Below are 13910 nucleotides of genomic sequence, written 5' to 3'. Positions count from 1 at the left end.
TGACTGGCTGCAGGCCGTTTTCGTTTCAGCGGCTGACGCTGGCCTGTATGGCAGTAAGCGCGATGGTGTGCACGATGTCATCCACCTGCGCACCACGTGGCAGGTCATTCACCGGTTTGCGCAGCCCTTGTAGCATCGGCCCCAAGCTGACCCCATCGGTGCTGCGCTGCACCGCCTTGTGAGTGGTATTGCCGGTATTGAGGTCAGGGAATACGAACACCGTCGCACGGCCCGCTACCTGGCTCTGCGGAGCCAGTTGACGAGCGACCTGCGGGTTGGCAGCAGCGTCGTACTGCAGCGGCCCGTCAATCGTCAGCCCTGGTTCTGCGGCCTGCGCCAGGCGCGTGGCTTCGCGCACTTTTTCGACTTCCTCGTCACTGGCCGAATCGCTCGAATAGCTGATCATCGCTACCCGTGGCGCGATGCCGAATGCCTGCGCTGACTCGGCGCTCTGCCGGGCAATTTCCGCCAGCTCGCTAGCGCTGGGGTGGGGGTTCATCACGCAATCGCCGTATACCAACACCTGCTCGGGAAACAGCATGAAGAACACCGACGACACCAGGCTGGTGCCGGGGGCGGTCTTGATCAATTGCAGGGCCGGGCGAATGGTGTTGGCAGTTGAGTGCACCAAGCCCGAGACCAGGCCATCGACCTCGTCCAGGGCCAGCATCATGGTGCCGATCACCACCGGGTCTTCCAGCTGTTGCTCAGCCATCGGTGCGTTGAGGTTCTTGCTCTTGCGCAGGCTCACCATCGGTTCCACATAGCGCCCGCGAATCAGCTCGGGGTCGAGTATTTCCAGGTCCGGCGGCAAGGTAATGCCTTGCGCACGAGCCACGGCTTCGACCGCCTCGGGCTTGGCCAGCAGTACGCAACGGGCGATGCCGCGCGCCTGGCAGATGGCTGCCGCCTGAACCAGCAGCGGTTCTGCGCCTTCGGGCAAGACGATGCGCTTATTGGCCTGTTGCGCACGCTGGATCAACTGATAGCGAAATACTGCTGGCGATAGGCGCAGCTCCCTTGGCGTGCCGCAGCGCTGGTGCAGCCAGGCGGCGTCAAGGTGGCTGGCGACGAAGTCGGTGATGAATTCGGCCCGGTCACGGTCATCTACCGGGATTTCACGGTTCAGCGAGTTGAGCAGGTTGGCGGTGTCGTACGAGCCGGTGCTCACCGACAGGATCGGCAGGCCCGCCTGCAAGGCACCTTGGCACAGGCCAAGGATGCGTGCATCGGGCTTGCTGTCGCTGGTCAGCAGCAGGCCGGCCAACGGCACACCGTTGATGGCGGCAAGGCTCACGGCAAGGATGATGTCGTCGCGATCGCCGGGGGTTACCACCAAGGTGCCCGGGGTCAGCAGCGGCACGGTATTGGCTACGGTGCGGGCACAGATGATGATTTTGTTCATCCGCCGCTGTTCGTAGTCGCCGGCATTGAGCACCTGGGCACCCAGCAGCTCGGCTACGTCGCGGGTACGCGGGGCGTTCAGCTCGCTCTGGTAGGGGATGCAGCCCAATAGCCGGAAGTCGTTGCCGCGTAGCAGCGGTGAGTGCTCGCGAAGGCGCGTAGCAAAGTCGGCCATGCTTTCGTCGGTGCGTACCTTGTTGAGGATCACCCCCAGCACTTTGGGGTCACGCGGCCCACCGAACAGCTGGGCCTGCAATTCCACCCGCCCGGACAGCTCGCTGAGCACTTCGTTTTCCGGGGCGGAAACCAGAATCACCTCGGCGTCCAGGCTCTTGGCCAGGTGCAGGTTGACCCGAGCGGCATAGCTGGCATGGCGGGTCGGGACCATCCCTTCGACCACCACCACGTCATTGCCGACGCAGGCTTGCTGGTAAAGGCGGATGATCTCTTCGAGTAGCTCGTCCAGCTGGCCATCGCCGAGCATGCGCTCGACATGGGCCAGGCTCAATGGCACCGGCGGCTTGATGCCGTGGGTGCGAGCCACCAGTTCGGTGGAACGTTCCGGGCCAGTATCGCCAGGGTGAGGCTGAGCGATCGGCTTGAAAAAACCAACTTTGAGCCCAGCACGCTCAAGGGTGCGGACCAGGCCCAGGCTGATGGAGGTCAGGCCGACCCCAAAGTCGGTCGGCGCAATGAAAAATGTCTGCATGCGTGCTTCTCGAAATAAGCGGTGCAAGGAATCAACGGCCAAGGGTAGCGCTATCGGGCCCTTGTGCGCACCAGCCACAGGCGAACGCCTGGCCGATGTGCCGCGCGCGCTGCTCGGCGTCGAGCACCCATGGCCTGGATTGCCAGGGTGGCTGGTGGCGCAGGTGCTGGGTGTGGCCGCAGGACAACTCAACCACCCAGTGGCCTTCTTCGTCCTCGTGCCAGCCGGTGATCCGACTGATGGGGCAGTGCTCGCCCGCACTGCGGTCGCAATCGAGCGATGCCTTGGTTACACTTGTGCGCTCTACATTCTTTTGCAAAAGGTCTTGCCCCATGCTGATCGCCGCCAACAAGGCAGTCTCCATCGACTATACCCTGACCAACGACGCCGGGGAGACCATCGACAGCTCCGCCGGTGGCGCGCCGCTGGTTTACCTGCACGGTGCCGCCAATATCATCCCTGGCCTGGAAAAGGCCCTGGAAGGCAAGCAAGCCGGTGACGAGCTGGAAGTTGCCATCGAGCCAGAAGACGCCTACGGCGAATACCTGGCCGAGCTGGTCAGCACCCTGAACCGCAGCCTGTTCGAAGGCGTCGACCAGCTGGAAGTGGGCATGCAGTTCCACGCGTCGGCGCCCGATGGCCAGATGCAGATCGTCACCATCCGCGATATCGACGGCGACGACATTACCGTCGACGGCAACCACCCACTGGCTGGCCAGCGTCTGAACTTCAAGGTCAAGGTCGTCGACGTGCGTGACGCCAGCGATGAAGAAATCGCTCACCGCCACATCCACGGTGAAGGTGGCCATCACCACTGATTTTCTGCGCTAAGCTCAGAAAGTCGCCAGGCGCTCGGACGAGCCGGCATGCTTCCAAACGGAAGGTGCGCGGCTTGCAAGAGCGCCTTTTTAGTGGGCGCAATTCGCCCCCAGCGGCAACCTGCAACCTCAGAGGGGATTGATCATGAGTGCATTTCACGACCTGACGTTGAAAGCGCTGACCGGCGAGGACCTGCCCCTGGCACCGTTCAAAGGCCAGGTCGTGCTGGTGGTCAATGTGGCCTCCAAATGTGGTTTGACGCCGCAATACGCCTCGCTGGAAAAGCTCCAGCAGCAATTCAAAGGCAAAGGTTTCAACGTGCTGGGTTTGCCGTGCAACCAGTTCGCCGGCCAGGAGCCTGGCAGCGACAAGGAGATTCTGGAGTTCTGCAGCCTGAACTATGGCGTGAGTTTCCCGCTGGCTGCCAAACTCGAGGTCAATGGGCCGCAGCGTCATTCGTTGTACCGCCTACTGGCAGGCGAGGGTGCCGAATTCCCTGGGGATATCAGCTGGAATTTCGAAAAGTTTCTGGTAGGTAAAGATGGCCGGGTGCTGGCGCGCTTCGCTCCGCGCACTGCCCCGGATGACCCTTGCGTGGTCCAAGCTATCGAAAAGGCCCTGGGCTGACTGCATTCGAGTTCGCGGCTGATTCAGCTTGCACGCTCGTGCCCTCGATACCGGCGAATCACTCCGATCAATGATGCTTGGCCAGGCTGTGCGGGGCCCATAACCTCTGGCGGAGTTCCTCACACAGACGCAAGCGCCCCCATGTCCAGCAATCCTTTGTTCCAGCCCTTCACCCTTGGCGCACTCGAGCTGCCGACTCGTGTCGTCATGGCGCCGATGACCCGCACGTTTTGCCCGGGTGGAGTACCACATGCAGGCGTGGTCGAGTACTACCGACGCCGCGCTGCAGCGAACGTTGGCCTGATCATCACAGAAGGCACCACGGTGGACCACAAGGCAGCCAACGGCTACCCGAATGTGCCGCGCTTTCATGGTGAAGATGCCCTGGCCGGCTGGCAGCAGGTGGTCGATGCCGTGCATGCCGAAGGTGGCCGTATAGTGCCGCAGCTATGGCATGTGGGCATGGTTCGGCGCCTGGGGTGCGAGCCGGATGCCAGTGTGCCCGGTTACGGGCCCAGCGAGAAAACCAAAGACGGCCAGGTGCTGGTGCAGGGTATGAGCGAAGCTGATATTCGCGAAGTGATCGACGCTTTCGCCCAAGCGGCTCGCAATGCCAAAGCCATCGGGATGGATGGCGTCGAGATTCATGGTGCCCACGGCTATCTGATCGACCAGTTCTTCTGGGAGGTCAGCAACCGTCGCACCGATGCCTATGGTGGCGACCTGGCTGGCCGCTCGCGTTTTGCCATAGAACTGATTCAGGCCGTGCGTGCGGCCGTCGGGCCAGATTTCCCGATCATCTTCCGTTTCTCGCAGTGGAAGCAGCAAGACTACAGTGCTCGCCTGGTGGATACGCCTCAAGCCCTCGCTGCGTTTCTCGAGCCGCTGTCGGCGGCGGGTGTGGATATCTTCCACTGCTCGACCCGACGCTTTTGGGAGCCTGAGTTCGAAGGCAGCGAGCTGAACCTGGCCGGATGGACACGTGCCCTGACCGGCAAACCAACCATCACCGTCGGTAGCGTGGGGCTCGACGGCGAGTTCCTGCAGTTCATGGTCGACACCGATAAAGTGGCCAAACCTGCCAGCCTTGAGGGCCTGCTGCGGCGGCTGGGCGATGAGGAGTTCGACTTGGTTGCGGTAGGGCGTGCCTTGCTGGTGGACGCCGAGTGGGCCCTCAAGGTGCGAGAAGGGCGTGAAGCGGATGTGCTGCCCTTCAGCCGTGAGGCGTTGACGACTCTGGCTTGACCCCCAGCGTGGCGTGGGCGCCGGCTGGCGACGACAGGCAGGCGTCCATCAGGTGCGCTTCGAACTGCTCTACGACTGCCGGCCAACCTTGCCGGCTGGCGTGCTGGCGTGCATTGAGACGGATTCGGCGCAGCGTTTCATCTTCTTCCAGCAGCCAGCAGGCGGCCTCGATGAACGCCGCTTGGTCACCCGGCATCGCTAGCGTGCCACTGTGGCCGTGGCGGATATGCTGGGCGGCGGCGGCTTCGTCGTAGGCGACGACTGCCAGGCCCGAGGCCATGGCCTCGAGCACCACATTGCCGAAGGTTTCGGTCAGGCTCGGAAACAGAAACACATCACCACTGGCGTAATGCTCGGCCAGGGCCTCCCCGCGCTGGGCACCGCAGAACACCGTATCTGGAAGCTGCTGCTCGAGGCTGGCCCGTTGCGGGCCGTCGCCGACCACCACAAGCCGTAGATGCCGTTGTGGATGAGCGTTTTGCATCTTTTGCAGGCACGGGCCCAATAGCGCCAGGTTCTTCTCCGCAGCCAGGCGCCCAACGTGCAGTACGGCAATGTCGTCGCTCCCAAGGCCCCAGCGCTCACGTAGCGCCTGGCTACGGCGTGCCGGGTTGAACAGGCCAGCGTCCACCCCACGGGTCAGCAGAGCCAGGCGTTCGAAGCCACGGCGTTGCAGAGCCAGGCACTGGCTCACGCTGGGTACGAGCGTGGTAGCGGTGCGGCGGTGAAACCAGCGTAGGTAATGTGTGAGCAGCCGTGCCAACAGGCCAAGGCCGTACTTGCTGCAATATTGCGCAAAGTTGGTGTGAAAACCGCTGACCACCGCCACCCCCAGGCGCCTTGCCGCGCGCAGGGCGCTCAGGCCCAGTGGCCCTTCTGTAGCGATGTAAAGCACGTCAGGGCGTTGCCTGCGCCAATGGCGGATCAGCTTGTGCATCGACACTTCACCCCATTGCAGGCCGGGGTAACCCGGCAGCGCCCAGCCACGGCACAGCAACAGGCTTTGCATATCGCCGGTGCATGGCTCGTTCGCTTGCCGCGGACGAACGATCTGAACGTGGTGGCCGCGCTGTCGCAGGCCTTCACTGAGGTGGCCGAGTGTATTGGCCACACCGTTGATTTCGGGCGGGAAGGTTTCGCTGACCAGTGCGATGCGTAGTGCGCGTGTATTCATGGCAAAAGTCTGTGCCCGCTGCATTGCGCTCGAATGACAGGCGTGTGACGCGCACGTGACGCCGGATTTTCGGCGGGCGAGGCCCTCTGAATATTTCTTTTTGGAGTGCTCAAGGGCAGCCAGGTGCAGCCGATGAAGTTGCATCCTAATCGGTCAGATGCGCTCCGGGAGAGCGGTGATGTTCAACAGCAAGCTCAAGAATGAAATCCAGCAACTGCGCGAAGAGCTGAAGGCTATCGAGCAGGTCAAGAATAGCCTCGACAGTGAAATGCTGGTGCTGCACCTCGACCCGCAAGGGCGCATCGAGCAGGTCAACGGCAACTTCGAGAGCGAGATGCTCTACCGCGCCGAGCAACTGATTGGCCGCAACATCGAGGATATCGTGCCGGCGCATGTGAAACAGCTGGATTTCTACCAGCGCATGAAACAGGCCATCAGCCGTGGCGAACATCTCAACGGCGCTTTCCGCCTGCTGCGCGGCAACGGCCAGGAGGCATGGCTACGTTCGATACTGCAGCCGGTGAAAAGTACCGATGGGAGGCTCAGATATTTCAGTATGCACTCCAGTGATCTGACTCGCACCATCGAAGCTTCCCGAGAGCATGAAAGCCTGATCAAGGCGCTGATGCGCTCCACTGCGGTAATCGAGTTCAACCTCGACGGTGAAGTGCTCACGGCCAATGATCGCTTTCTGCAAACGGTGGGCTACAGCCTGGACCAAGTGCGAGGCAAACATCACCGGATGTTCTGCGAACCAGCGCAGGCCAACTCTGCCGATTATCAGGCGTTCTGGGATAAGCTGCGCCGCGGCGAATACGTGGCTGATCGTTTCAAGCGTATTGACGCCCACGGGCGTACCGTCTGGCTGGAAGCCTCCTACAACCCGATCTTCGATGCCCACGATGTGCTGTACAAGGTGGTCAAGTTCGCCACCGTGATCACCGACCAGGTCAACCAGGAGCAGGCCGTGGCCCACGCCGCCGACATTGCCTACAACACCTCGCTTGAGACCGATAGCAGCGCCCGCAAGGCTACCGAGGTGGTCACCCAGACCGTCGAAGTGATGCGCGGCCTGGAAGGCTCCATGCAAAACGCTGCCAACGGCATCGAGGCGTTGGACAAGCAGTCCAAGGTGATCGGCGCAATCATCAAGACCATCAGCGACATTGCCGGGCAGACCAACCTGCTGGCGCTCAATGCCGCCATCGAAGCTGCGCGCGCGGGTGAGCAGGGCCGGGGTTTCGCCGTCGTGGCCGATGAAGTGCGACAGTTGGCATCTCGTACCAGCAGCGCCACCGAGGAAATCGCCAGGGTTGTGCAGCAGAATGAGCAGTTGGCCCAGGCGGCGGTGGACATCATCGATACCAGCAAGCGCCAGGCCGAGCAGGGGTTGGCCCTGGCAGCCGATACCGGTGGGGTGATCGTCGAAATTCAGGAAGGTGCGAAGAAGGTGGTGGATGCGGTAGGGCAGTTTTCCAGTCACCTGGTGCAGTGATCGGCAACCCGCCGGTAACGACAACCTTCAGGTCATCAGCCACTGCCGGTACCGCTCGGGCCACTGCATGGTTGGCGTGCCCGGCCTACCCATACCGAAACCATGGCCACCGCTGGCATAAAGATAACGTTGCACCGGCACATGAGCGGCCTCGCAGGCCTTCGCCATGATGAGCGTGTTGTGCGGATCGGCTATGGGATCATCCTCGGCCTGCACCAGAAACATCGGGGGCGTGTGCGCTGTTACGTAACGCTCAACCGACCATCGGGCATTCTCGGCCGGGCTGGCGTGGGCGCCTACCAGTACCTTGTGGGTCGAAGTGTGGGAGTAGGGCGCTTCAAGCGTAATGACTGGGTAAATCAATGCTGCCCGATCAGCATAAGCAGGCGCATGGTCAAGGTGGTCGACGGCAGGATAGGACTGAAAGTCGGCGCGTGTTGCCGCCATGCCCATCAGATGCCCACCCGCTGAGAAGCCTAATACCTGCACATGCTGTTCTCGGCTACGAATGATACGCAGGGCACGTTGCGCGTCCTGCAAGGGCGCCATCGCGCCCTGCTGCCAGCCCTCGGCAGGCAGCCGGTAGCTCAACACGTAGGCCGTGTACCCCAGGCTCACTAGCCACTGGGCGGCAGGCCATGCTTCGCTGGCCATCTCGATCCGTTTGTAGCCACCGCCGCCTGCCACCAGCACAGCCCGCCCATTGGGACGCTGGGGTTTGAAAACCCGCAGCGAAGGCACTGCAATATTGGTCAATGCCCCCTTTTCCGACAAATGCTCGGCACCGGTTGGCCCATCGGCGCCCGGCGCTGCGCCTGGCCAAAGCGTGAGCGTCTCGCTCTGCACTGGCAGCGTTGCCGTATGCCCGCTGCCCAGGCGCAGCGCAAGCAATACTGCGGCAGTCTTTGTGAAAAAATCTCGACGATGCATAGGGATGGCCGCAGTTATCGAGCAGGTCCAACCATCGTCAGATGGTCGGGGCCAGGCGTGCGCGCTCAGTCCCGCTCACGCACCCAAAACAATGTAGCCCCAGCCACCGCCGCTGGCATCATCAGCACGTTCACCCCTGGTATCAGCAGGGCCAGGTAAGTGATGCCGCCAAAACCCAGCGACTGCCAGCGCTTGCTGCGCAGCCAGGCGAGCATGTCCTGCCAGCTCATCTTGTTGTTGTCGGCCGGGTAGTCGATGTACTGGATGGCCATCATCCATACGCCGAAGATCAGCCACAGGGGTGCGGCCACCACATTGACCACCGGGATCAGCGACAAGATGAACAAGCCGATCGCCCGCGGCAGAAAGTAAGCCAGCTTGCGCATTTCGCGGCCAAAGGTGCGCGGCACCATGGCTACCAGCTCACCCCAACTGAACGCCGGGAACGGGTCTTTGCCACGTACCACCACTTCGACCTTTTCGGCGAGAAAGCCGTTGAACGGCGCGGCGATGACGTTGGCCACCAAGGTGAAGGTGAAGAACACCATCAGTACCAACAAGGCGACGAACAGTGGCCAGAGAATGTAGGAAAGGAAGCTCAGCCAACTTGGCAGCGTCGGCATCAGCGCATCGAGCCACAGGCTGAATTCGTGCCCGGCGAAGTAGATCAGGCCACCGAACAGCAGCAGGTTGATGGCCAGCGGCAGCAGCACGAACATCCGCAGGTTGGGGCTCAGCACCAGTTTCAGGCCTTCGCGAAGATACTGGGGGCCGGACAGGACAGGAGCTTGCATCGGGTCACTCCGCAAAGAAGGAAAACGCGCTGACCTTACCGATTTTGCGGCGCCGACGAAAGGCAGGCATTGATGAAGAAACCGGCTGTAACAAATGTGCCTGGGCCCTTTTCAGCACTCGAATTTGCAGATAGAGGACGCCTATGAGGTGGATTGTCGAAGGATATTTCCTTAATCTCTGCCACCTCGCTACAGTGCGCTCAAGTTTTCGTTTTTAGGGCCTGCGCATTCAAGCCTTCCCCAAGTGCTGCGTAGGTCCTTTTTAATTTCCAGCTGGCGGCCCCAGTGGCCTGCTCGACAGGAGTTCGACATGTCTGAAGTACGTCATTCACGCGTCATCATCCTTGGTTCCGGCCCTGCCGGTTACAGCGCCGCGGTTTACGCCGCCCGCGCCAACCTCAAGCCACTGCTGATCACCGGCATGCAGGCAGGTGGCCAGCTGACCACCACCACTGAAGTCGACAACTGGCCGGGCGACCCCCACGGCCTGACCGGGCCGGCGCTGATGCAGCGTATGCAGGAACACGCCGAGCGCTTCGAGACCGAGATCGTCTTCGATCACATCAACGCCGTCGACCTGGCCAACAAACCCTTCACCCTGCAGGGCGACAGTGGCAAGTACACCTGCGATGCGCTGATCGTCGCCACCGGCGCCAGCGCCCGTTACCTGGGCCTGCCGTCGGAAGAAACGTTCATGGGCAAGGGCGTATCGGCCTGTGCCACCTGCGACGGCTTCTTCTACCGCAATAAGCCGGTGGCTGTGGTCGGCGGCGGTAACACCGCCGTAGAAGAGGCGCTGTACCTGGCCAACATCGCCAGCAAAGTGACCCTGGTGCACCGCCGCGAAACCTTCCGCGCAGAGAAAATCCTGGTCGACAAGCTCAACGCGCGAGTTGCCGAAGGCAAGATCGAGCTCAAGCTCAATGCCACCCTGGATGAAGTGCTGGGCGACAACATGGGCGTGACAGGTGCGCGCTTGAAAAACAACGATGGCAGCAGCGATGAGATCAAGGTCGACGGCGTGTTCATTGCCATTGGCCACACGCCGAACACTTCGCTGTTCGAAGGCCAGCTGACCCTCAAGGACGGCTACCTGGTCGTCAACGGTGGCCGTGAAGGCAACGCCACTGCCACCAATGTCGAGGGCGTATTCGCCGCTGGCGACGTGGCTGACCACGTTTACCGCCAGGCAATCACCTCGGCCGGTGCCGGCTGCATGGCGGCACTGGATGTCGAACGCTACCTGGACGGTCTGGCTAACGCCTCGTTCTGATTCGCATCTAAAAAAACCGGCCAGCTGGTATAACGCCGGTCAGTCAAGGCCGATTAGGCTGGCTGTTTTGCAGCCTTTCACGGGTGAACCCGTGTAAGGCTGCAACGCGGCCGCCAATCCATAACCCCTTGACTGACTGCCGTTAGCCACCTGGCCGGTTTTTCATGCCTGCGATTCGCTCACAGGCTCAGCCGCATCGACAGATCCACTGCCTTCACATCCTTGGTCATTGCACCAATGGAAATGAAGTCGACGCCGGTCTCGGCAATCGCTCGCAAGGTACTTTCGTTCACGCCGCCGCTGGCTTCGAGCTTGGCCTTGCCAGCGGTGATGGCCACCGCCTCGCGCATCTCGTCAAGGGTCAGCTCGTCGAGCATGATGATGTCGGCGCCAGCGCTCAACGCCTGGCGCAACTCATCCAGGCTTTCCACTTCGATTTCCACCGGCTTGCCGGGGGCAATGCGGTGCGCCGCTGCCACGCCCTCGGCCACGCCGCCGCTGGCGGCGATGTGGTTTTCCTTGATCAGGAACGCGTCGTACAAGCCGATGCGGTGGTTGTGACAGCCACCGCAGGTGACTGCGTACTTTTGCGCAAGGCGCAGGCCCGGCAGGGTCTTGCGGGTGTCGAGCAGGTGCACCTGGGTGCCCTCGACCAGGTCCGCCAGGAACCGCGCACGGGTAGCGACACCCGACAGCAGTTGCAGGAAGTTCAGGGCACTGCGCTCGCCGCTGAGCAGCGAACGTGCCGGGCCTTCAAGGTGAAACAACGGTTGGTTGGCCGTGGCACGTTGGCCATCGACCACCTGCCAGTGCACCGCCACGCGCGGGTCGAGCTGGCGGAAAACCGCATCTACCCAGGCGGTACCGGCAACCACGCAGTCTTCGCGGGTGATGATGGTGGCCTTGGCCAGGCGCTCAGCTGGGATCAACTGCGCGGTGATGTCGCCACTGCCGATGTCCTCCAGCAGCGCGCGGCGCACATTGGCTTCGATCTCGGCAGTCAGGTCGGCAAGGCGTAGGTTCGGCATGGTTGGCTCCACAAGCAAGTTGGCGGCGATTATAGGGCAGGGGCGCTACGTCGTGTACAGCAGCCCGGCAGGCAACCTTTGGTCAGGTCAGCTGAGCACGTTTGCAGATGCGCAGTCTCTACCCATAACGAACGGGGCTGGCAGCGCACGGATTTTTTATCGATAATGGCGCCCAACATTTGGCGTCATAGCTTTGACGATTAATCGCCTCAACCTACACGTGACCTAACAAGGAGTCGGGGATGCAGAAACAAGGCAAGGTGGTGCCCCTCGCGGCTGCCATCGACAAAGGCGCCAACACGCCTTTGCCTTGCCTTCCGGTTTTGCTTCTGCAAGTGCGTGACAAGGCCGCGATGCAGTTGCGCGAGGGCCTACAGGCGTTGTTCGACAATGCTGACGACATGCTCTTCGAAATGGCCGACCGCGCGGTCGATCGCGTCAACCAGAACCTCTATTTCGAGGCTATGCGCGACCTGCGCCTGAAGCGTAAAAGCATCGAACGCGGCTTTCTCGATATCTTCTACGATGCTTTCTCCCGCATTGGCCAGCCCGATCCCTTAGGCCGGCATGAGCAGGGCAATAAGCTCCAAAAAGAACGTACCTTAGCCGTCGACGGCATGGTTGCACGGGTGCTGTCACGCGATGGCCATGCTCTCGAGCAATTGGGGGCACGCTTGCAGTGCCTGGTGGCGCGGCACTTGGACCAACAGCTAAATCCTCTTGGGCCGGCTGCGCTGTGTGCCTACTTCCTCGACGCCGGGCGCAACCTGGGGGTAGGCCTGCGGGTCAAATTGATCGTGCTCAAACTGTTCGAGCGCTATGTGCTGCGTGATCTCGACAACGTCTATGCAGAGGCTAACCACCTACTGGCCGCTGCTGGCGTGATGCCAGAACTGCAACCGGCACCGCGACGACGCGCCGACGATCGGCGCTTGAGTGCGCGGCACGTATCGACCCGCCTGACGGAGCACACTCTCGGGCCAGCGGATGCCGGGCATGCCTTCATGGATGACTTGCAAGCTCTACTGGCGCCATGCCGCGGCCGCATCGCACCACGTTTGCAAGCCACTGCCGCCAGCCAGCCAATCAGCACCGCCGACTTGCTGCGCTTGCTGTCACATCTGCAACACTATGTGCCAGCTTCAGTTGACGATGATGACTTCGACCTAGGGCAGCAGCTCGAACAACTGCTGCTCAGGGTCAGTGTACGCAGTGGCACCCGGCGCCGAATCCCCTGCGCCGACGAAGACATGATCAACTTGGTCGGGCTGCTGTTCGAGTACATCGCAGCCGACCCCAACCTGCCTTCGAGCCTTCGCGCAGTCATCGTCCGCCTGCATATTCCGTTGCTGAAGGTGGCACTGTTAGACAAAAGCCTGTTCAGCCGAACCAGCCACCCGGCGCGGCGCCTGCTCAACGAGTTAGCCGCAGCTGCGATGGGCTGCGAAGGCAGGAACGAATCCCTGCGCGACAGCCTGCATTTGCGCATCGAGCGGACTGTCCAGCGTCTGCTCGGTGACTTCACTGACGATATGGCGATTTTCGTCGACCTTCTTCAAGATTTTCTGACGTTCAGCCAGGGCGAGCGTCGTCGTAACGACCTGCTCGAGCAGCGCACGCGCGATGCTGAAGAAGGCCGTGCCCGCGCCTTGCAGGCCCGCCTGCAGGTTCAGCAAGAACTCAACCAGCGTCTGCGAGGCCGCATCCTGCCCGAGGCGGTGGTCAACATGCTGGTTCAGGGCTGGAGCCAGGTGCTGTTGCTGGCATGGCTCAAACAGGGCGAGGCCTCCCAGGCTTGGCGGCAGGCACTGGCGACCATGGACACTCTGCTTGCCAGCATCGTCCCGGGGCAGCAACCGCAAGTGTTGCTGGAACAGGTCCCCGGCCTGCTCAAGGCCCTGCGCGAAGGCTTGGCAAGTGTGGCGCTGGATGCGGCGGCCACGCGCGATTTCTTCCAGCAGCTTGAGCAACTGCATTTACGCGCGTGCCAGGGCGCGGCGTCGCTTACTGGCGACGATGACCTGGCACAGGTGCTGGTGGCAGAGGACATCGTCCTGGCCATCGCCGAAGAGGCCGCATGTGCGCCGCTGCAACATGACGAGCCAGTGGAGCAAATGCGCACGGTCCAGCGCTTGCGGGTCGGTAACTGGGTGGAGGCGCTCGACGACGACGAGCCACTGCGCTGCAAACTGGTCGCGCGTGTCGACGGCAGCGACCGTCTGGTGTTCGTCAACCGCACCGGCATGAAAGTGCGCGAGTGGAGCCAGGCGGGTCTGGCTCAAGCCCTGCACCGGGGTGCAGTGCGCCTGCTGGATGATGGCCCACTGTTCGAGCGAGCACTGGATGCCGTGCTCGACGGGCTGCGCCAGCAACAGGCGCGCTGAGCGTTTGGCCTTACAATCATTCACATGC

At 61.9% G+C, this 13910-nt stretch carries 12 protein-coding genes; 6 read left to right on the top strand and 6 right to left on the bottom strand.

Annotated features, from left to right (window positions below):
- Nucleotides 1-25: 25 nt before the first annotated feature.
- Together pta and ACK59H_RS07970 are read right to left on the bottom strand one after the other, a co-directional pair.
- Nucleotides 26-2113 carry a phosphate acetyltransferase gene (gene pta / locus ACK59H_RS07975; protein WP_409264387.1) on the bottom strand — a complete coding sequence of 696 codons (2088 nt, stop codon included), beginning with the start codon at nucleotides 2111-2113 and terminating at the stop codon, nucleotides 26-28.
- 31 nt (nucleotides 2114-2144) lie between these two features.
- Nucleotides 2145-2447 (bottom strand): DUF3565 domain-containing protein, encoded by a 303-nt coding sequence (locus ACK59H_RS07970; RefSeq protein WP_409264386.1) that lies wholly within the window; start codon nucleotides 2445-2447, stop codon nucleotides 2145-2147.
- On the opposite strand from ACK59H_RS07970, the gene ACK59H_RS07965 reads away from it, so the two are divergent.
- The 3 genes from ACK59H_RS07965 (at nucleotide 2446) to ACK59H_RS07955 (ending at nucleotide 4804) form a co-directional block, all read left to right on the top strand.
- A complete protein-coding gene (locus ACK59H_RS07965) occupies nucleotides 2446-2931 on the top strand; it encodes a peptidylprolyl isomerase (RefSeq protein ID WP_060477603.1) in 486 nt (161 codons plus the stop codon). The genes ACK59H_RS07970 and ACK59H_RS07965 overlap by 2 nt on opposite strands.
- A gap of 145 nt (nucleotides 2932-3076) precedes the next feature.
- The gene (locus ACK59H_RS07960; RefSeq protein ID WP_060477578.1) at nucleotides 3077-3559 is read left to right on the top strand and encodes a glutathione peroxidase; all 483 of its coding nucleotides are present in this window, start codon (nucleotides 3077-3079) and stop codon (nucleotides 3557-3559) included.
- Nucleotides 3560-3700: 141 nt separating this feature from the next.
- On the top strand, nucleotides 3701-4804 hold the full coding sequence (locus ACK59H_RS07955; RefSeq protein ID WP_186478290.1) for an NADH:flavin oxidoreductase: 1104 nt from the start codon (nucleotides 3701-3703) through the stop codon (nucleotides 4802-4804).
- On the opposite strand, the gene ACK59H_RS07950 is transcribed toward ACK59H_RS07955, so the two are convergent.
- Complete coding sequence (locus ACK59H_RS07950; protein ID WP_409264385.1) at nucleotides 4773-5978, bottom strand: glycosyltransferase family 4 protein; 1206 nt, start codon at nucleotides 5976-5978, stop codon at nucleotides 4773-4775. The genes ACK59H_RS07955 and ACK59H_RS07950 overlap by 32 nt on opposite strands.
- Before the next feature lie 178 nt (nucleotides 5979-6156).
- Here ACK59H_RS07950 and ACK59H_RS07945 point away from each other — a divergent pair, with 178 nt between their 5' ends.
- Entirely contained in the window at nucleotides 6157-7473 is a 1317-nt protein-coding gene (locus ACK59H_RS07945) for a PAS domain-containing methyl-accepting chemotaxis protein (protein WP_060477580.1), read from the top strand.
- Nucleotides 7474-7500: 27 nt separating this feature from the next.
- Here ACK59H_RS07945 and ACK59H_RS07940 read toward each other — a convergent pair whose 3' ends face one another.
- Both ACK59H_RS07940 and cysZ read right to left on the bottom strand, forming a co-directional pair.
- Complete coding sequence (locus ACK59H_RS07940; protein ID WP_060477581.1) at nucleotides 7501-8403, bottom strand: alpha/beta hydrolase; 903 nt, start codon at nucleotides 8401-8403, stop codon at nucleotides 7501-7503.
- 65 nt (nucleotides 8404-8468) lie between these two features.
- On the bottom strand, nucleotides 8469-9197 hold the full coding sequence (gene cysZ, locus ACK59H_RS07935) for a sulfate transporter CysZ (RefSeq protein WP_186478294.1): 729 nt from the start codon (nucleotides 9195-9197) through the stop codon (nucleotides 8469-8471).
- A 310-nt stretch (nucleotides 9198-9507) separates the two neighbouring features.
- Here cysZ and trxB point away from each other — a divergent pair, with 310 nt between their 5' ends.
- Nucleotides 9508-10470, top strand: a complete 963-nt coding sequence (gene trxB / locus ACK59H_RS07930; RefSeq protein ID WP_059396049.1) for a thioredoxin-disulfide reductase — start codon at nucleotides 9508-9510, stop codon at nucleotides 10468-10470.
- 179 nt (nucleotides 10471-10649) lie between these two features.
- Here the strand turns inward: trxB and nadC are convergent, their stop codons facing one another.
- Entirely contained in the window at nucleotides 10650-11498 is an 849-nt protein-coding gene (gene nadC, locus ACK59H_RS07925; protein WP_060477583.1) for a carboxylating nicotinate-nucleotide diphosphorylase, read from the bottom strand.
- Between the two features lie 242 nt (nucleotides 11499-11740).
- Here nadC and ACK59H_RS07920 point away from each other — a divergent pair, with 242 nt between their 5' ends.
- Complete coding sequence (locus ACK59H_RS07920) at nucleotides 11741-13882, top strand: DUF1631 domain-containing protein (protein ID WP_060477584.1); 2142 nt, start codon at nucleotides 11741-11743, stop codon at nucleotides 13880-13882.
- Nucleotides 13883-13910: the final 28 nt, after the last annotated feature.

The sequence above is a fragment of the Pseudomonas sp. KCJK9000 genome, assembly GCF_046230725.1.
GTDB classification, from domain to species: domain Bacteria; phylum Pseudomonadota; class Gammaproteobacteria; order Pseudomonadales; family Pseudomonadaceae; genus Aquipseudomonas; species Aquipseudomonas promysalinigenes.
Note: the sequence above shows the minus strand (reverse complement) of the source record. Positions and strands in the feature narration are given on the sequence as shown.

Coding starts and splice junctions, on each gene's coding strand:
- ACK59H_RS07920 (WP_060477584.1), top strand. CDS start 11,741: ATGCAGAAACAAGGCAAGGTGGTGCCCCTCGCGGCTGCCATCGACAAA.
- ACK59H_RS07960 (WP_060477578.1), top strand. CDS start 3,077: ATGAGTGCATTTCACGACCTGACGTTGAAAGCGCTGACCGGCGAGGAC.
- trxB (WP_059396049.1), top strand. CDS start 9,508: ATGTCTGAAGTACGTCATTCACGCGTCATCATCCTTGGTTCCGGCCCT.
- ACK59H_RS07950 (WP_409264385.1), bottom strand. CDS start 5,978: ATGAATACACGCGCACTACGCATCGCACTGGTCAGCGAAACCTTCCCG.
- ACK59H_RS07940 (WP_060477581.1), bottom strand. CDS start 8,403: ATGCATCGTCGAGATTTTTTCACAAAGACTGCCGCAGTATTGCTTGCG.
- cysZ (WP_186478294.1), bottom strand. CDS start 9,197: ATGCAAGCTCCTGTCCTGTCCGGCCCCCAGTATCTTCGCGAAGGCCTG.
- ACK59H_RS07945 (WP_060477580.1), top strand. CDS start 6,157: ATGTTCAACAGCAAGCTCAAGAATGAAATCCAGCAACTGCGCGAAGAG.
- pta (WP_409264387.1), bottom strand. CDS start 2,113: ATGCAGACATTTTTCATTGCGCCGACCGACTTTGGGGTCGGCCTGACC.
- ACK59H_RS07965 (WP_060477603.1), top strand. CDS start 2,446: ATGCTGATCGCCGCCAACAAGGCAGTCTCCATCGACTATACCCTGACC.
- ACK59H_RS07955 (WP_186478290.1), top strand. CDS start 3,701: ATGTCCAGCAATCCTTTGTTCCAGCCCTTCACCCTTGGCGCACTCGAG.
- nadC (WP_060477583.1), bottom strand. CDS start 11,498: ATGCCGAACCTACGCCTTGCCGACCTGACTGCCGAGATCGAAGCCAAT.
- ACK59H_RS07970 (WP_409264386.1), bottom strand. CDS start 2,447: ATGGGGCAAGACCTTTTGCAAAAGAATGTAGAGCGCACAAGTGTAACC.